At 54.6% G+C, this 18,125-nt stretch carries 17 protein-coding genes; 8 read left to right on the top strand and 9 right to left on the bottom strand.

Annotated features, from left to right (window positions below; translation table 11 throughout):
* The first annotated feature begins 35 nt into the window (after positions 1-35).
* Positions 36-626, top strand: coding sequence for a PAS and helix-turn-helix domain-containing protein (locus EJ072_RS02915; protein ID WP_245467167.1), 591 nt, complete (start codon positions 36-38; stop codon positions 624-626).
* On the opposite strand, the gene EJ072_RS02910 is transcribed toward EJ072_RS02915, so the two are convergent.
* The 4 genes from EJ072_RS02910 to EJ072_RS02895 all read right to left on the bottom strand — a co-directional run bounded on the left by EJ072_RS02910 (position 623) and on the right by EJ072_RS02895 (position 4,750).
* The gene (locus tag EJ072_RS02910; protein ID WP_126078493.1) at positions 623-928 is read right to left on the bottom strand and encodes a hypothetical protein; all 306 of its coding nucleotides are present in this window, start codon (positions 926-928) and stop codon (positions 623-625) included. The two genes, EJ072_RS02915 and EJ072_RS02910, sit on opposite strands and share 4 nt — an antisense overlap.
* Entirely contained in the window at positions 912-1,676 is a 765-nt protein-coding gene (locus tag EJ072_RS02905) for an HNH endonuclease domain-containing protein (protein ID WP_189343200.1), read from the bottom strand. Before EJ072_RS02905 ends, EJ072_RS02910 begins: the two co-directional genes overlap by 17 nt.
* Before the next feature lie 1,005 nt (positions 1,677-2,681).
* A complete protein-coding gene (locus EJ072_RS02900) occupies positions 2,682-3,398 on the bottom strand; it encodes a hypothetical protein (protein ID WP_126078491.1) in 717 nt (238 codons plus the stop codon).
* 92 nt (positions 3,399-3,490) lie between these two features.
* On the bottom strand, positions 3,491-4,750 hold the full coding sequence (locus EJ072_RS02895; protein WP_126078490.1) for an AAA family ATPase: 1,260 nt from the start codon (positions 4,748-4,750) through the stop codon (positions 3,491-3,493).
* A gap of 666 nt (positions 4,751-5,416) precedes the next feature.
* Between EJ072_RS02895 and EJ072_RS02890 the strand changes: the two genes are divergently transcribed.
* The 3 genes from EJ072_RS02890 to EJ072_RS02880 all read left to right on the top strand — a co-directional run bounded on the left by EJ072_RS02890 (position 5,417) and on the right by EJ072_RS02880 (position 8,827).
* Positions 5,417-6,289, top strand: a complete 873-nt coding sequence (locus EJ072_RS02890) for a hypothetical protein (RefSeq protein ID WP_126078489.1) — start codon at positions 5,417-5,419, stop codon at positions 6,287-6,289.
* 9 nt (positions 6,290-6,298) lie between these two features.
* Positions 6,299-6,613, top strand: a complete 315-nt coding sequence (locus EJ072_RS02885) for a hypothetical protein (protein ID WP_126078488.1) — start codon at positions 6,299-6,301, stop codon at positions 6,611-6,613.
* Between the two features lie 216 nt (positions 6,614-6,829).
* Positions 6,830-8,827, top strand: a complete 1,998-nt coding sequence (locus EJ072_RS02880) for a DNA/RNA helicase domain-containing protein (RefSeq protein ID WP_189343198.1) — start codon at positions 6,830-6,832, stop codon at positions 8,825-8,827.
* A gap of 33 nt (positions 8,828-8,860) precedes the next feature.
* Here EJ072_RS02880 and EJ072_RS02875 read toward each other — a convergent pair whose 3' ends face one another.
* Positions 8,861-9,310, bottom strand: a complete 450-nt coding sequence (locus tag EJ072_RS02875) for a MucR family transcriptional regulator (RefSeq protein WP_126078486.1) — start codon at positions 9,308-9,310, stop codon at positions 8,861-8,863.
* Positions 9,311-9,672: 362 nt separating this feature from the next.
* On the opposite strand from EJ072_RS02875, the gene EJ072_RS02870 reads away from it, so the two are divergent.
* The 4 genes from EJ072_RS02870 to EJ072_RS02855 all read left to right on the top strand — a co-directional run bounded on the left by EJ072_RS02870 (position 9,673) and on the right by EJ072_RS02855 (position 15,147).
* On the top strand, positions 9,673-10,206 hold the full coding sequence (locus tag EJ072_RS02870) for a hypothetical protein (protein ID WP_126078485.1): 534 nt from the start codon (positions 9,673-9,675) through the stop codon (positions 10,204-10,206).
* Positions 10,207-10,575: 369 nt separating this feature from the next.
* Entirely contained in the window at positions 10,576-12,504 is a 1,929-nt protein-coding gene (locus tag EJ072_RS02865) for a serine protease (protein ID WP_245467166.1), read from the top strand.
* Entirely contained in the window at positions 12,486-13,841 is a 1,356-nt protein-coding gene (locus EJ072_RS02860; RefSeq protein WP_126078484.1) for an MBL fold metallo-hydrolase, read from the top strand. The genes EJ072_RS02865 and EJ072_RS02860 overlap by 19 nt, the downstream gene beginning before the upstream one ends.
* Before the next feature lie 100 nt (positions 13,842-13,941).
* Positions 13,942-15,147, top strand: a complete 1,206-nt coding sequence (locus tag EJ072_RS02855; RefSeq protein ID WP_126078483.1) for a DUF2235 domain-containing protein — start codon at positions 13,942-13,944, stop codon at positions 15,145-15,147.
* An 18-nt stretch (positions 15,148-15,165) separates the two neighbouring features.
* Here EJ072_RS02855 and EJ072_RS02850 read toward each other — a convergent pair whose 3' ends face one another.
* The 4 genes from EJ072_RS02850 to EJ072_RS02835 are packed head-to-tail and all read right to left on the bottom strand — an operon-like array spanning position 15,166 to position 17,925.
* The gene (locus EJ072_RS02850; RefSeq protein WP_126078482.1) at positions 15,166-15,660 is read right to left on the bottom strand and encodes a hypothetical protein; all 495 of its coding nucleotides are present in this window, start codon (positions 15,658-15,660) and stop codon (positions 15,166-15,168) included.
* The gene (locus EJ072_RS02845) at positions 15,660-16,235 is read right to left on the bottom strand and encodes an AAA family ATPase (RefSeq protein ID WP_126078481.1); all 576 of its coding nucleotides are present in this window, start codon (positions 16,233-16,235) and stop codon (positions 15,660-15,662) included. The genes EJ072_RS02850 and EJ072_RS02845 overlap by 1 nt, the downstream gene beginning before the upstream one ends.
* A 14-nt stretch (positions 16,236-16,249) precedes the next feature.
* On the bottom strand, positions 16,250-16,840 hold the full coding sequence (locus tag EJ072_RS02840; protein WP_126078480.1) for a 3'-5' exonuclease: 591 nt from the start codon (positions 16,838-16,840) through the stop codon (positions 16,250-16,252).
* The gene (locus tag EJ072_RS02835) at positions 16,831-17,925 is read right to left on the bottom strand and encodes a radical SAM protein (protein WP_126078479.1); all 1,095 of its coding nucleotides are present in this window, start codon (positions 17,923-17,925) and stop codon (positions 16,831-16,833) included. Before EJ072_RS02835 ends, EJ072_RS02840 begins: the two co-directional genes overlap by 10 nt.
* Positions 17,926-18,125 lie beyond the last annotated feature (200 nt).

Genomic DNA, 18,125 nt, shown 5'->3' with positions numbered 1-18,125 from the left:
GGCTCCTCCCTACGAGTTTTGAGGAAACCTAGGCCTTGCACAGCATCAGGCACGAGCAGTATTTCTACGGCATGTCTGCGCTGAACTTCCAACTGACCGACATGCCATTGCCGATGGTCTACGCGACACATCGCATCATCCGGGATTGCAACACGGAGTTCGCCGAACTCTTCGGCTATGGCCGCGACGAACTGGCAAACACGACCTTCGCGAAGCTCTATCCGGATCTAGCCGACTTCATACGCGTCGGCAGGATGTGGCGACAGCACATGTCCGGCGGCGCGGCCTATTACGACGAGCGTGTCATGGTGAATTCAAGTGGCATGCGCTTCTGGTGCCGCGTGAACGGACGCTCCCGCAACGCGACGGATCCTTTCGCTGCGGCGCTATATTGCTTCGAACCGTTACAACGTCCGCTGACCGCTGAATTGACGGGACGGCAAATCCAGATTCTGACGCTGGTTGCGCAAGGCAAGACGAACGACAAGATCGCCAAGGAGATCGGCCTGTCCCGTCGAACGGTTGAATCGCACCGGGTTCGGATCGCCAGGTCTGTCGGCGCAGCAAATTCGGCTGAGCTCGTCGCATGGTTTCTTGGATATCGCCAAAATGAATCAATAGGTTAGTTCCATGAATCCATTACGCGGTTGGGGGAGCGGGCATTTCGCAATGCGAACCAGCCACGGCCCACGCGGCGGTTGTTTTCGGCTGCTGAGCCTTGCGCGAGCTGCCGGTGCTTGAGCAATGCGAGGATCTCGTGAGCGTCGAGCAGGGGCGCGCCGGCGATAGGCAACGAGGCCGACGCGATAGCCTCGTATTCTGAGTAACGGGCGAATTGCCACAGACGAATATGTTGAGATTCGAATTCGAACGCGGCTGAACGTTCAGGGACGGTCCCTACAGCAATTTCTTCAGCCGGGTCGCCCAAGCTTGCGGCGGTAGATGGTCAATAGATCGTCATAGATCACTGCGGGAACTTGCCGGCTTGGTTTTGCCACCGTCTCTCCAAATTCGCCAAATCCATCAAGGGTAGGTGCCGGCATATCGACGGACATTTCTTTAGGTTGAAAAGTTACAGACGCGCCGAAGGAAAGAAACCCAATTTTGAAATTAAATTCCGCTTTTGCATAAGGCTTGAAGGTAAAAGTCATATTTTCGTCAGAGTCGATCGTGGCGATTACATCACCAAAAGTCGACTGAAGAGTATGCACTGAATACCGACCATTCTTATCAAAATCAGTTTTGGATAAGACCGTGTTTCTATGGCCAATTGAAAATGACAACGTCTTATTTTCGTTTTGATAGTAAATTTCATCTAACCGAGCACCTGAAATGGCCGCATTATGGAAGTGCGACTGTACGTATAGGTCGGTAGTCCGTAGGTTAAGCGCTCGTTCAACTGCGTTGAGTATCTTTGAAACCTCTTTATCATGCAGGCATTTGCGTTCAAGAGATTCGCATTCGGCAAATTTTTTTCTTGCACGATTTAATGGCGTCAGAATAGCGGCGACTGGGTCAAATACCGAATTTTCCTTCTCGCGGTTGCAGTGGCGACAGGCAGGCAACCAATTAGCGTAGCTATTGATTGAAAAATCTTTCGGCAGGCCATATTCTCGCAATATATACTGCAATCTACCCGGATCGTCGAGGAGGCTTTCAGGAATTATATGGTCCACCTCCATATCTAGCAAATTGATTGGATGTCCGCGTAAGTAACATTTAGAGCCGTGGATCGAGAAAACGACCCACCGTTCTACTGCCGAAAAGCGGTACTTTCTGCGGGACATAAATTCGACAATTTAAAGCGGTTCAGATCAGCTGATGGCACTATACTCGGCTAACACCGTTTTTCCAAGAACGGAGCGGTAGTTGAAAGCCTGGCAGAGTCCGAATTTTGCCTTTTTCTACGATTGAAACCTTTTCAGCTCGGCATTGGTGATCGTCCCACGAGCACGGCTACTCTGGTGTTGCGTCCGTGTCGATCGTGCCAGGCGCGGAAGAAAGCCGAGTAGCAGGGGCGGGTTTGATGAACTTTCGGGTCGCGGCCAAGCGACTGCTCGGCGGTTCCCGCGATGCCGTGGCACCCAGCCAGTTCGCGCCAGGCTCCCAAAGGCTCAAAAGGCAATATAGCCAGATGAGCTTTGCTGGTTTCATGCGCGCCCGCCGCGGGAGGGTCCGCCGGGCGCTACCTGCTAGGGCGCCGAGCGCCGTGGTGGCGGGCAGGACGGCGAAGCAGTTACCACGCCAAAGAGCGATGCCGCAGCATCCACGTCGTGGCAAATCTGGCGTACGTCAGGCCAGCCTCTCCGGAATACCATCAGGTGTGAGCCGGCCTTCTACCCGGGCCGGTGCGCCATTGGTGGCGCATGCCGCGGAGAGCAAAGGAAGCAGATCATGTCGCAACCTCTTTGGACGTCGCGTAGCGCTTGAGGAGCGACGAGGGGCAGCGCAAACGTCCGCCGCTTAATATGCCGCGGCTGAAGGCGAGCTGGGCTGCCTTTGAGACGCCGTAATGCATCATCTCTGGTGGTATTGCCGCGCCCGTCTCGCTGGAGCGTTGATCATCCTGCCCGGCTATTGCGAGCATGAACTTCAGGTAATACTGCGCTTGCCGCACGCCGTTGCGGGCGCCAGCGGCAAGCTATATCCCAGCTGCATTTTGCCGGACGAACATGGTTGCGTCAGGCAAACCCGTAGGCCGTCGGATTTCTAGCGAAATAGCGCTTAATCCCTGCATAGAGCTTCGTATCGGCATGTAAGCGTTCGACGATTGGTTCGAGCTCGATAACCGCAGCGTGTTTGCCCTGCTTTTTTGCGTTTTCCCGCATTTCAAGCACGGTGATGAAATCCTTCAGCGCCTCGAGGCGCGCACGTCGCAATCGATAGAGATTTAACCTGAGGATAGTTATCGTCACCGGTGCTTTGACGCTGCCCGTGGTGGCAAAGACAGTTCCGTCAGGAAGGTAGCCGAAATGGGGTTCGGGATTCTCTTTTGCTGGATTGATGAGTAGCGGCGCTTCCCTAGAGAGCGCATCAGCAGGGCTCATCGCTCGTTTTGTCTCGTCCGACAGAGGAAACTGGTTCATTTTGCCCCCGGCGGGCATCACAGCCGCAACCCGATAGATCGGCTTTTCCCGTCTGCTCTGATTGCAGTAGGTACAGGCAGGTAGAAGATTGTCCCAGTCGTAAGCGAGCCAGTAGTAGCCGGGGTGATTCACCGCGCCCTGGACGGCGCCTTTCGGTCTGTAGTGCTCAACGTCCCAGTCAAATTGAGCTATAGGAGTTTCGCAGTAGGCACATTTGTAATAGGTAAGTTCTTCGAGGGCCGCCCGGACGTCATCGTGCCCATAGAGCTGCGAGCTCACCACATGGGTGGGTCCATCGGCGATCGCTTTCACCTTGCCGTCTCGAGACAGCTTTGCCCAACGCTTTCCGGGATGGACACGCTCGCCGTTTGGCCGCTTCCGCCACAGTCTAATCATGATAGCCCTTAAAGACCGTATTTCTCTCTGAGTGCCTTCAGGTCATTGACCAGATTTGCCTCATCCTCGTCCACTGCGCGATGAGAGGCCTCTTGCCCGTCCGGAGTCGACCTACCAGTTAGGCCACGGAGTCGCGAACTCAGTTGGGCGAGTTCTTTCCGCTCGTCAGGCTGCAGGTCGTCGTCATCTCGTTCGGTCAATTTCTTATACTGGTCCAACATCGCCTTATCGCTGACGCTGCGAGCGTCGGTGTCAAAAATTGCTTTGTCCGTGAGTATGTCCTCTGCTGTAAAGCCTACGAACGATGACGGGCCAAGCTCAGCATTGACTTTGCCTAAATGGTCGCGTTTGAGGACAACCAATTCCGAAGGGTCCGTGCCCAACACCACGAGTGGACTGTGTGTGGTGGCAATGACCTGAAGCTCTGGCCAGAGCTTTTTCAATTCAATAACCAACGTATCCTGGATGTTTGGGTGTGTGTGCTGCTCAATCTCGTCAAGCAGCAGCAGGCCTCTGAGTGTTCCGTCTCTCGTTAGCGCATCGGCCGCCATCGCGGCACCGAAGAAATCCGCTATCCAAGTGAAGTTTAATCTATATCCATCTGCCCAGTGCTCCAACCGGTGAGGAGCTCTATCGGGCCCGGATCGGATCTCCACTCCGCCGCCAGCTGGAAAGCTAATCTCCGTGTGAGGCGGAAGGTCGAGCGCCTCGATGAGGTTCCGCATAGCGAGATCATATTTTTCCGTACCGACGAAATCTTGGAGGCGGCGCATTGTCAGTTCGACGGGTGTCAAAAGTGAATCGTAAAAAAATAGGGTTTCGGCGGAATCAATGAGACGCCGTGGTCGAACGCTGTCTCTGCCTGTTCTGATACGAGCAACACCATAGCCAGCAACGAAGGCCTTCGAGGCCCAGCTTGGCAGTTTGCGTATAGTGCGTACGGCCTCGTGGTCGTCCACCCAGTCGATGATCGTTTCAAGAATCTCGAAATTCTTATCGTCTCGCTTTTCAGAGATCTCGAGATGGATGGAAGCTGGCCTATTCTGATCGTTGATCATGCGCGCCAGAGGGGACGCAATCATTGCATTGGCATCTGCCTCTGAGGCAAAGCCAAGCGCTACCGCGCGTAGCAGAGTGGTTTTACCCACGCCGTTGCCCCCAACAAGCAGCGTCCAAAGGCGGGCTGATTTGTCGTCCGGATTCTCAAAATTGACTTCAAAGTCCGAAAAATCGCGAATGTTGTTTAGCATTATTCTTCGGAGGTACATTCTCGAAATCCTATGAAGCCAGCCTACAAACGCGCATGTTTTGATGGGTTTTCACGAGGAGAGTACCTCGTCCAGACATATTTTCAACAACACAAAACACGGTGAAGCGACCGGGCCGGGGCGCAGCCATTTGCGGCGAGAGGTCTGGCGAGACGGGCGTTTTGCCTGGCGCAAACGGTTTCCTGTTGAATACCTTAGAAGCGCGCTACAGCGGGCCTCTCATGGCGCGCAGGCACGGTGAAAAGTTCAGTGATATCACCTCCGCCAAGCAACTCAAGGGCGCTACGATATGCATCCTTGCCGGGAGCATTGAAGCGAAAGCTGAAAGCTGGGCGAGCCTGAGGATCAGTCGCCTTACTAGAAGCCAAAACCGCTATTCCAATCAGTACGAAGATCGGTGTTATCAGCTATGCCGCATCTGCATACGCGGGTAGTCGATTGAGCTTGTGCCAAAGCACAGGGTTTGCCGTAAAAATTTCAGTGACCTAATACAAGGAGACTTGATTGTAGATAGATGAAATGTAACGGTAACAAAAGACCACGAAGTTGGTCATTATGGGGAAGATCGGGGGGCGGCGTGCTATGCAGGGCGGTCGGCGGGCAGGTGTTTGTCTTTCAATAAGTTGTTTGCTTAGCTCGTGTGCGGTGCACCCTGTCGTCCATGACATGACGCGATACTATGCCCCAGAGATCGTTCGGAAGGTCCGCTGTGAAGCCAGGCAGGCCATTGCGGATAAGATCGCAGCGTGGCTTATCGACAATAAGGACGACAAGTACGGTGTCGAGATATCGGAGAAAATAAAAGATAGAAAAATAAAGCTGAGTACCATTGATTGGAAAAAGCTTGATCCTCGAGACTACGCATATATTGAGTATTTCTTTCCAACGGCGATCGCTTACAATTTCAATCTTGATATCACAGAATCGAATGACGCGAGTGTTGATTTGAATTTCCTGGCAGCGGTTACCAAGGGAACCGTTTCCATTCCGATCAAGAGCGGCGTCGACAGATCCAGGAACAATGTACAGACTTTCACGATTGCGGACAAGTTCGGCTACCTGTTGAAGGACCTTCCAGAGTACTATTGCGATCCACGTGAGGTGCCGCCCGGATTCTTTTCGACGCACTCCAATTATGTGTACCCGATCGCCGGAAAGATTGGAGTGGACGCAATGGTTGATGACTTTGTCGACCTCACGCTCTTCGGAGCCTTGGCCGGTGAAAAGGGCGAGTCGAAACCAGCAATGGCCTATGCGCAGCAGTTCACAACCAAGGTTTATGGCGATGTCTCGCCAAAGATTACGATCGTCTCATCCGCATCGTTCAAAGATGGTACGCTTGGCTTCTCGAATTTCAGAGAAGACAAGCACAAAATCGTCGTCGGCTTCTCGTTGGCTGTCAGTCCGCAATTTGCGAAAGAGGACGAGAAGGTGGGAACCTACGTCAACTTGGAAGGTGATGCGACGACGCGTCGAGCGGTAAGTGCGATTGACCAGCTCATACTCCGTACTGAGCGAAATTTCGTTCTCGTTGAATAGGAGGAGGCAATGGCAAAAAACCCGAAAAACCCTGAAGATGCGCAGGAGAGGATCAAATTGTTCCCTCCACATCGCAAGTGGGTGGATATGAATGCCTACACATTCGCCAAGATCGTTTTAGAGGCACAAAAGCACGGTCAGTTGGATGGACTGATGTCTATCCTTGAACGGGACCACGTGACCGTGAAGGCGGAAACGGTGAATGCGACCAAAACGCTGTTTCATGACAACAATGTCGACACGAAAAGCCCCTTTGCCCGAACCGTCCTTCGCCTCGATCCTTCACGCTGCAAAAAACGTCCAACTTCGCCGAAGATAGGTTAGCGCCACAGCGCGACTTGTTGCGTTTATCATCACGCACTGCCTGGGGGACTCACTGGCATGATGGCCAAGGTCCTGACCGCGGTTTCGCGATCTTGTGTTGCACAGTCAACGAGTTGACTCAGGTTGATACCTCTCCATGCCGTGGCCATAGAAGCTGTCATTCGCTATATGCCCCGAACAATGGTCATTGGCAGGGGCATGGTTATGACGGGATCTGTGACCGACTTGCAGCAGCTGAGCACCCATCGCCGCTCTTTTTATTCCGACGAAGTCGCGGGCTTTTTGCGAACAACCACCGATACCATCGTTGGTAGGTTGTCCACCCGCCATGTCGCCTTCCACGCGTCTGCAGAAGCAGAGCAAGTCCGAGCGTGGGAGCGTGAGATCGAGATACTAAAGATGTCGCTCCGTGAGGTCGGGGAGCGAGCTGAACGCTGGTCGATACTGATTGAGGTGCCTCTTTTGCGGTTAGCGAAGAGGCTGGACGTTATTCTCCTCACTACGGGATGCGTAGCGGTCATAGAATTTAAGACCGGAGCAGGCAGCTTTGACGGAGCTGCGGTTTTGCAGACTGAGCGCTATGCACAATCGCTGCGAGACTTCCACGAAGCATCTCGTTCCCAACTGATCGTGCCGATCCTTTGTGCCGAAAATGCCGTCAGCAAGCCGCTCGCTATAGAGCATTTTGACGGCGTGGCGCGAATATTACTCACCAACGCATCGTCGATTTCTCAGGCATTGGCGATGCTCGCTGATGTAAATGCAACGGCCTCGCACCTTGATGCGCTCACATTTCAGTCGTCCGCTTATCGACCAACGCCGACGATCGTCGAAGCGGCCCAGGCGCTATATGCAGGTCATCAGATCGAGGACATTGGTCGCGGCGACGCGGCTGATGCCGAATTGCAGGCCGCGGCCCAAATCTTGCAGGGTATTGCGGCAAAAGCCGAGGCGGAGAAGGCTCACATCGTCTGCTTCGTGACAGGCTCTCCCGGGTCAGGCAAGACGCTTCTGGGTTTGGATCTTGCGCTCAAGAGCCGCTCGGGAACCCGTCCCGCCGCACTGCTATCCGGCAACCGACCGTTAGTGCATGTGCTCACTGAGGCATTGGCACACGACAGCGCAGTTCGGACAGGGGGATCAAAGGCGGATGCCAAGTACCAAGCCGACGCTGCGATTCAGAATTTGCTGGGCTACCTCAAAGAACATACTGACGGAGCAGCCCCGCCGGAGCACGTGATCATCTTCGACGAAGCTCAACGGGCATGGGACGAGGAGGTCGGCCAAGAGCTGATGGGGAGGCCCACATCAGAGCCCCAACTGTTCCTGGACATTTTATTTCGATTGGATTGGAGTTGTCTCGTCTGCCTGGTCGGACCTGGGCAAGAGATCAATAGGGGCGAGGGCGGCCTGGCGCTTTGGGGCGAAGCCCTTAGCCGATCAGCGGCAGCGGGAAGAGGGTGGAAGGTCGTTGCGGCACCTGCCGCGATTGACGGAGGGCCAGAGGTCTCCGGCGGTGGTATTTTCAGCCGTGCGAAAAGGGATGGGATCACCATTCAAATTGAACCGAAGTTGAACCTATCCAATGCAATTCGGGCCTATCGAAATCCACAGCACGGTGAATGGGTCGCAGCCCTATTGGACAGCCAGATAGACCGGGCCAGAGCAATCGCAAAGCGAATGGGCGACGCTCCTGCTGTAGTTACCCGCGACATTGATGCGGCCAAAGAATGGCTTAGAGCACGCCGCCGAGGGGGCCGATCAGTCGGTTTGATGGCTAACTCTGCCGCGGTTAGATTGATAGCGGAGGGGGTTCCTCCAGCACCACGATCGAATGAGCTCGGTCCAATCGGCCATTGGTTTCTCAAGCCCCAGACGGACTTTCGAAGCGCCGGAGCTCTGGAATTGCCAATGAGTGAATTTGGCTGCCAGGGATTGGAGCTTGACTATGTCGGGCTTTGTTGGGGCGGCGATCTGATATGGGCGACCGATCAGTGGGTGCCCCGTATGATGAGGGCGCCGAAATGGCAGATCATTCGGGAGGCAGGCAAGCAGCAGTTCCGATTGAACGGATATCGAGTTCTGCTTACTCGCGCTCGCGCTGGCTGCGTGATCTATGTTCCGCGAGGCAGTGCGGAGGACCCGACACGTTCACCGCGAGAATTCGACGGCATCTTCGAAGCACTCCAGTCTGCAGGATGTTACCTTCTTTGAAGATGCCCTTAGCCGCGCGTAAGCAGCAGATCGCTACCGACTGTTCCTGCCTTTAGCTGGAGTCTTTTTTGAAGCTGCACTCTTGCGACCAAGTCCTGACGATCTTGCCAGATTGGAGCGGCTTTCGGAATAGCTGGGAGCAACCATGGGATAATCGTGCGCGAGACCCCATTTTTGGCGGTATTCGTCGGGCGTAAGACCGAAATGGGTCATTAGATGGCGCTTCAGCGATTTGAACTTTTTGCCATCTTCGAGGCAGATGATGTAGTCGGCCGTCACCGATCGCTTTGGGTTGACGGCGGGAGCCTGAACGGGCTTTTCAGCTTCGATGGGCTGACCAATTCGCGCCAACGAGGAATTTACGCTCTCAATGAGCTCAGCTAGAGAGGAAACTGGAACGGCGTTTTTGCTGACATAGGCTGATACGATATCGGCTGTGAGCTCGATCAGTGATCCTGCGTGGGTGTGGGTTTCATCAGCCAATTTTTTCTTACTCCATATTACGGATGCATTGATCAGAACCTTCTAGTCGTCTCTGGCAAAAAAGCCAGTGGACCTGTACTCGATTTCGTCCCGCTTTGGGTCGGAGCTGCAAATCAAAGCAGGTCTCAACGCATGGTATATTGCCCTGCCAATCAGTTCGCGTCCCGTGATGCAAACGCGTAGCCACTAATTTGTTGACATTAGGCCAAGATCCCAGCTTATCCAAGGCAACGGTGTCGAGGCACGAATCGTAATGTTGGTCGTTTGTGTATAAGCAGGCGAGTTGGGAATGGATGCGGGTTCGTGCTCGGCTCCGGGTTACTTCTAGACATTTCGCTTTGCTACCGAATAGGGTGGGGAACATGCGGTACTATCCATACGGTCCATTCGAACTCACACGTTCGGACGACAATTTTCTGTTTCTGGAAGACCGGGAGAGGGCTGTTTTCTGGTCGGAAGTCGATGAAGAAATTCCGGGGCTTTCACAGGCTTGCGGATGCTACGTATTTGCCCTTGGATCGGGTCCGGTCCCAGTTCCTTGGTATGTCGGGAAGGCTGAACGCCAAAGCTTCCGGCAAGAGTGCCTGACCGACGATAAAGTCAGCAAATTTAACAGCGTCCTTGAAGGCAGGAGACGCGGCCGTCCCTATCTCTATCTCTACGCCCGCACGACATCAGGTGCGAGAGCGTTCTCAAGACCAGCCCGTGGTAGGCGCACCGATGTCGGTTACCTAGAGCGAATGTTGATCACGTTCGCGCTCGATCGCAATAAATACCTTCTCAACAAGCAGGAGACTGCGATGTTGAGAAATATCGTTGTGCCTGGGTTGATGAACTCACCAGCTGGCCAAATTAGTGCCGCGGCTAAGGAATTGCAGTCTGTACTCGGCTATTGACCTACGTCTGATTAGCGAAAGCTCCCGCTGCACACCGAGCTCTTGACATCGCCGCTTGCAGGCTCCGGGCGGCAAGCCACTGATGGAACAACTGATTACTGAAAATAAGTATGGGGGGAATATTCTCCCCATGAATTCCTCTCTTGATTAGAATAGGATAGGTAAGTACTATTTTTTGCTTGGGAGGACTGTCGCGTCGCGCGTTGCGCGGCGTTCGTTTTTACTTTCCGGCGAATTTGACGCCATCTGACTAGGTTCCCGGTTCGTGCCGGCCTAGGTCTGCGACGCTTCTCGCGAAGTGTCGGAATCAGAAAGCTTCATTTGGGTTTGCGGCCGCTCAATTCGGCCGTCGTCTGCAGGGGGTGTGGATTGGCCAAACAAAGCGAAATCAGCCAGAAGAAAGAAGTGCTCAAGGCACAGCTCACTGCTGCCGAAATGAGAGATGTTTATGCGTCGCGGCGGTTCTTGGACGGCGCGACCCAAAGGAAGCTGGGGCTCAAAATCCCTATAGATACCTACTATAAGGATCCACTTGTTGCGAAAGAAAATCCGGGGCTTGAAATCGACAGCGATTTCTATGTGCCTTGGGAGCCCCGCATCGGTGATGGGCCGACAAGCGCCAGGTTTGCAATTGTCGATTACGACAGCACGGCAAACAAGTTGGAAAAGCCGGCCGAATGGAGCCGCGATGAGAAAGCCTTTCTCGATCCAAAGGGGCGGAAGATCGACAAGTCGCTGAAGGACACGGTCCATTTTCGACAGGTCAGCACCTGGGCAATCTTGCAAAGCACGCTCGACTTCTTCGAGAGCCCAAGTGGGCTTGGCCGGCGTATTTCTTGGGCCTTTGAAGGCAACCGGCTGCTGGTGACGCCAAATGCCGGTTATGCCGCAAACGCCTACTATGACCGCGAGAGCAAGTCGCTCCAATTCTATTATTTCGATGACGAGGAGGGGCAGCGGATTCACACCTGCCTTTCAAGCGATATCGTTAATCATGAATTCGGTCATGCCGTCTTGGACGGCATCAGGCCCTACTATTTGGAGGCGGTTTCACCGCAAACAGGCGCCTTCCACGAATTTCTTGGCGACTTGACTGCAATCTTGATGACCCTGCGGAACAACTCCTTTCGGCGGGAGCTGGCTGTCCGAACGAAAGGCGATCTGAAGACAAAGACCGGCCAGCAGCTCATTGGAGCCGTTGCGGCTCAGTTTGGCCAAGCTGTCAATGGACAGCCCTACCTGCGTAGCGCCGCAAATCCGAGCAGAATGAGCGACTACAAGGATCAAATTGAGCCGCATGAGCTATCGCAAGTGATGACGGCTTCGATGTTCGACATCTTCGTGGCGCTAACCGAGCAGTATCTGAAGCGCGAAAAAACCAGCGGAGATACGCTTACCCCGGCTCAATCGCTTCAATACGCTTCGGCTCGCATGCAGGTGATTGCCATTCAAGCGCTCGATCTGTTGCCGCCGGTTGAGGTGACGTTCAATGACTACGCCCGCGCTGTGTTGCGCAACCTTGCGATCGCCGATCCGACCGACCCGCACGGTTACCGCAAGATGATTGCCGACATATTTGTCGCGCGAGAGATCATCAGCTGTGACGAAGGCAAGGCTCTGCTCGAGCCTGCTCCTTTGTACGACCGTATGCCAGGAGCGATTGCTCATGATCCCGAACTTATAGGCAGCTCGAGAGCCGAGGCGTACCGGTACCTTGATGACAATCGAGACAAGCTTTTCATCCCTGATCATGTCGACATCATCGTGGATGAGGTCTTTTCCGCGCGAAAAATGGTCGGCATGGGGCTTTTCCAGCCCAAGCAGATCATTCTTCAATATCTATGGCGTGAAGAACTCATCCTCGATGGAACTCGTTTCGGTGCTTTTAGCGGCAAGACAACCAGCCTGCTGTGCGGCGGGACAATGGTTTTCGATGTGAACGGCAGCTTACTTTACTGGACGCGCAAGCCTGGGAGTGAGCCTTCCACCCCCTCGCTTGTCGCGATGGAAAGGCGGGCAAAGCGTAAGAAGCTCTTTAAAACTGATGAAGACGCGTTAGCCGAACTGGATGCGGGAATTAAGCGCAGAGGATCGTATCTCGATGCGCTGACTCGCAGAATTGAAGAGGGGATGGTCGGGCAGGAGCTAGGCGGACCTGAAGGTCTTGTTGGCGAGCTTACGCCACCGTTGATCGCGCGGGAGGTCGAGGGATCGATCCGTTTCGAGCTTTCTCCCCATTTTCACATTGATGACGATGATCCAAACCTTGGAGCCCTGAGATGGCAAATGAGCTCCTAATCCGTCTCTATGACGTTGGCCTAGGCGATTGCATTTACGTGCGCATCCCAGGCGAGACTGATGCGAATGAGAAAGCTTTTCATATGCTGATCGATTGCGGTACCTGGAGCGACGGGGGGCTGCTTACCAAAGCGATTGAGCAACTGAAGAGTGAACTTCCAACCGAAGGTAGCAAGAAGCGTCTCGATCTGGTCGTCGTGACCCACGAGCATAAGGATCACATTGCGGGATTCGACCCCAAGATTTTCGAAGATGTCAAAGTAGGCGCCGTTTGGATGAACTGCGTCATGAACCCAAAACACCCTCAGGCGGGCAAGACGCGCAAAGTCAGAGCTGTTGCGCAGAAGGCGATGCAGAGCCTGGAAGCTCTTGGCAAAGATCTAAGCCCGCGCGTCGCCGAACTGCTATCGGTATTTCAGATCAACAATAAGGGCGCGATGGAAACGTTGCGCAGCACGCTGCTCAAGGGAGCTGAGCCCACCTACGTCAGTGCCGGTGAAACAAATCTCACGCACGACATCAAATTGCACAACGCAACGATCAATGTGATCGGTCCGGAGTCTGATTTCGATGGCTTCTATCTTGGCAAGACCGCTGAGAACGCCCTGCGGGGGGTAATTGGTCCGACCGCGTTTGACGCAGCCGACGACGACGCCGAGGATGGCCAACTCAAAGAGGTAGCCTTCACGTCAGCGGATGCGCCTTTGCCGGGCAACATCAGTCCGGCGTCCTTTCGCTCACTTCGCGCGCGTATGCAGTCAAACGGACTCGCCTTTGCCGAGCTAGACGGCAAACTTAAGAACAATTCGAGCGTCGTTCTTTTGATCGAATGGAGCGACAAGCGCTTGTTGTTCGTGGGCGACGCTGAATGGAGCAGCGATTTCAAACTGGGCAAGATGAATGGTTCCTGGAACGTGATGTGGAACAAGCGCAAGGAAATCCTGGGCAAGCCAGTGGATTTCCTGAAAATCGGCCATCACGGCAGCGAGAATGCAACGCCGTGGGACATGGGTAATAAAAAGAAGACCGAGGCTGTCGACATTCTAGAAGCGATACTGCCACTGCCGAAAAACGGTGAACAAGCCAAGGCGACAGCTGTTGTCTCCACAGAGCGTGGCAAGTACCCCACCATACCCCGAGCGTTGCTAATGACTGAAATTGCGCGGCGCATCCGCGACCCGAGGATCTACAAACCTTTCTTGAAGGATTTCAAACCCAAAGATCCAGCCGACTTTGCTGCCTATGAGGCCGACTGGCTAAACCAGGCTCAGCCGCTTCGTACCGATTTTGAGCGGATCAGAAAGGCGACGGGCTATATCGATGTCCTCTTCCAGTAGGGGACATGTCGCGTGACACGGCGGCAAAAGGCACCCGGCCTCGTATCGAGCCATTGCGCTCTATCCTGGTATTCAAACAATGGCGGCGGATCGGAAGCGGATGGGTAAGAACATCGTTGTTCTCTGTGATGGCACGGGGAACCAGGTCGAGGGTGACCTCTCCAATGTGCTGAAGCTGTTTCGGATAGCCGTCAAAAACGAGCAACAGATTGTCTACTATAATGCCGGTGTCGGCACGATCGGACTAAGCAGTGAATGGGGACGGGTCTTTCAGGACGCCAAGGCGATTTTCGGGCTGGCGACGGGCTACGGACTGGATGACAACATCGCAGATGCGTACCGCTTCGTCTGTGAGCACTATCAAGAAGGCGACAGGATATTTTTATTCGGCTTCAGTCGCGGTTCCTACACGGTGCGGGCGGTCGCGGGCATGATCCACATGGTTGGTTTGCTCCGGCCGGCGCAGCTAAATGTGGTCAGCTACGCATTGACGGCCTACAAACGAGCAAGCCAGGACAACAAACTGAAGATCGCCTGGGACTTTGGCCGCGTCATGGGTGCGCGGCACGCCACGATCCATTTCTTGGGTGTTTGGGATACTGTGGCGTCGATGATCGTGCCGCGTCCGGATCGGCTCTATCTGCCAAGCCTACGTACTTTGCCGTACACGCGCAAAAATCCAAGCGTTCGCTGTTTTCGCCACGCCGTGGCGATTGACGAACGTCGTCGTATGTTTCGCCTTAACAAATGGGAACCAGACCAAATTTATGAACCGCTGCCCTTCGCGAATCCACCATCCAAAATCGCACAGGACGTCGTAGAGATGGGGTTTGCAGGTGTGCATTCTGATGTTGGCGGTGGGTACCCCGAGGAAGAGAGCGGACTTTCGAAATTTCCGCTAGCGTGGCTCATCGAAGAGGCTATCGGCCAGGGTCTCCTTACAGACACCGTCATGTATGAGTGTCTGGTGAACGGCAAGCCACTGCCTGACGGAAGGAAGTTTTATGTGGCGCAAGATGCAACAGCCGAACTGCACAATTCGCTTACATGGGCGTGGTGGGTTTTGGAGCTGCTTCCAAAATGTGTGAGATGGCGAGAATGGAAGCGGTGCTCAATCTTGGGCTGGTACCTGCCGCAGGCAGAACCAAGGCGGTTACCTGAAAACCTGCTTGTCCACTCTTCGGTCGATAAACGGCACGCTCTCGTAAGCGACTATCGCCCGGCCAACATTCTATTTTCCAACACGGGTCCGGCTACGCCGGAGGCCCCCAAGAGTTCAGCCGGATCAATGTCTGGGCGCAACTGAGCTCACGGCTGTGATGCGCTAATCCGCAGCCAACTCTCGGCGGCGCTTCTCCGCTAGGAGGCTGCCGATGGTGGCGCCTTTGGCCCCACCGACGTTCCTTGCATCGTCTAGCATACGACGCATACCGGCAAATTTCTCCGGCTGACTGCGGCGCGCTTGTGTGTGTTCTTGCAGCCAGGCTTCAACCTCTTCGGGCGTAGCGTCATTTATCGCCTTACGGTCATAGCGCAGTTTGCCGTCCGGGCCGCGGTTTTTGACGGCAATGGTTTGCCAAATGCCGGAATAAGCACCGAAAAGCTCGCCCTGACCTGGCACCTCTCGGACGCGGCGACGGGCAACTTCGTTAACAATCTTGGTCAACGCGATGGTTTCGAGTTCTGACCGCGCGGCCGAAATGACGGCGGCATGATCTTTTCGCAAGGCGTCGATCAAAGCCTTGGTGCCGATATCCGTGCCGCTGGCGGCGGAATTGATCATCGTGTTGATGGTAGTTCGAACTTCCAACAAGGACATCAAGAGCCTCCTTTGCTGAAATGGCGAACAACCTCTTCGACGGCTGCAGCGGCGACTTCGTCGGGATTCTTTGACGTCATGCGAATGGCCTGAGGCCGGACCTTTTCGATCACAGCCGTCACATGGTGGCCTGCCGCTACTCGAAAGGTCTCGTTTGTGTCACGCTCTGGGCCGAGTGGAATGGCATGGTCCAACTCGGTGATTATGAGCATATCGTAGCGTGTGGCACGGGCAGCGACGATTGTCTGCAATTCTGACAGTCGTTCCCCACTGATCTCGCGCGATGAAACCTCCAGCGCCGCCTTGAGGTATCCCAAGGCGTCCGGAACGGGACGATCGACCAGAACGACGTCGTTGGTAAGCAACGCCTCGGCCTCCTGCCGCATCCCTTCGGCGATGATCCACAAGGTGCTTTCGTACGTGTGATCAGTGAGGATAGGAAAACCCGCTTCGCGTGCCTTGGTGGCGAGATCACCGATCTGGCCTACGCTGAAGCCGCGACCTTCAAGTGTTTGGGCTGCTTTGGCGACAAAGGTAGATTTGCCGGTTGAATGTGTTCCAGCGATTCCGATCATGAAGGGAGGCTTCTTCACAACAGCACCCCTTGGCGATTGTTGAGGATATCGGCATCCATCAAAGCGGCCATTCTTGAGGCGGCAGGAATGCTTGAGACGAGTTCGATGAATAGAAGCGCGGTGACTACTGTATCGAAGGCCGCCGAGTGATGGTGTCCTCCGGTAAGTCGTTCCGCTTCTTCTGAAATGTGCAAAGCCTGACTGAGATTCTCGAGCCCATAGGACCGCATCCCCGGACGAGTGGCCTTCGCCAACCGAAGCGTGTCAATTGCCATCGAAGGCCTCCAGTCGGGGATCGACCTGGAAATGATTTCGAGCTCGACGCGCACATTGTGGCCAACGACTCTCTGTCCATCCGTCCAAGTCATTATCTCGCCTGCGATGTCGTCAATCGAAGGCGCCTCAGCAACGTCGTCTAGCGTGATACCGTGGATTCGCGTTGCAGCGGCGGCTATTGGTCCGTTTGGTTGCACGCGCCACTCCCACCGCCGCGCTCCGATTTTGAGGTCGTTGATTGGGGTGATGGCAAGCTCAACGATTTCAGGTGGATTGGCTCCGCTCCCTTCGACGTCTATGACGAAAAAAGTCTCGTGCTCTATTCCCATCCGACTTCTGCTCTGCCGTGTCTGCCGTGGTGGTGCGGCTGCGCTCGATCATGCACCTGATAATTCAGTGCATGCTGCATAAAGTACCGCTGCTGCTCCTGGCTACCGAGAACTTCGATGTTACGTTCGCTGATGCGAATATCGGAGGTGTCCAAACCGACTGATGCCGCAAGGGCTGCGACAGTTTCGGGGTCTGGTCTCACATGATGCCGCGCGCACACCGCCAATTGGCTGGCCGGACAAATGTCGCAAACTTCTCGAATGCCAAAATGGCCATTGTAGTCCGCGGTGCCATGGGCGAATGCGACTGCACATGAAGTCTTTCGGAACAAGGGCCGCACTCCGAAGGCGGCGATCAACTTCAGCTCCAATTCTCGCGGTAAGATCTTGCGGCGTGCAATGGTGTCATACATTTCGGGCACGCCTGCGGCCTCAAAGTGGGCTCTTATCTGCTCTCTATAGAAAAGGCCGGTAAAGGCGGTGGCATCTGCCATTTCGGCTAACTCACTTGCGCGGCGCAGATGCCGATCGGTGTCGTTTATTCCCGCTATCAATGGTCTCCAATAGAGGACCGACTTAGTTCGCGTCTTATGGTTGGCAAGGGTGGCTAACGACCGCTCAGCGATTGCGCTGTCGACGGGTTCTATGCGTTGGTCATCAATGCCGGACCAAGTGATCAGGACAGTCACACGCAGGTTGGATAGACGTTCAAGTCGAGCGACATCGTCTGGTGCGATATGCCAGCGTGTGATTACCAGCACAGGGTTGGACAGGCCCCTGGCATCTAACGCCTCGAGGCAAGCAAAGAGGTGATCTTTGACCCCAGTCAGAAAGGGGTCGGTCGCTCTGTTGAAGATCTGAACCGGCGTAGTGTCTGCTCGAAAAGCCCAGTGGGCCACCAATGTTTCGACCGCATCGTGGTCTGACATGACAAGGTGCGGTTTCTTCATGTCGTAATTATCGAACAAATGTCGCACGCAATAACCGCAGTCCAGGGGGCAGCCTACGACGTGATTCAGGCTCAAGCCTGATTTTCTGTAGTCAACGACATCCCTCAAAACTGCCGGCAAATTCTTGCCGGCCATACGAAGTTTAACCAATCACCCCTCCACCCCAAAAGGCCGACGAATCCGCCGAATAGAGCGAGCGTAGCTTGGTCTGTCATTGGAAAGCAACATTCCGCTCACACTAAGAAGCAGCATTGTCTAGCATGGATTGAGTACTTAAGGCCCATCGGTCCTCTCCGTACCGTCCGCCAGTTAAGATGCCCGAAGCAAAAAGAGCC

This window comes from Mesorhizobium sp. M2A.F.Ca.ET.046.03.2.1 (assembly GCF_003952425.1).
GTDB lineage: Bacteria > Pseudomonadota > Alphaproteobacteria > Rhizobiales > Rhizobiaceae > Mesorhizobium.
The sequence above is the reverse complement of the archived record's forward strand: the minus strand, read 5'-3'. Positions and strand labels throughout refer to the sequence as shown.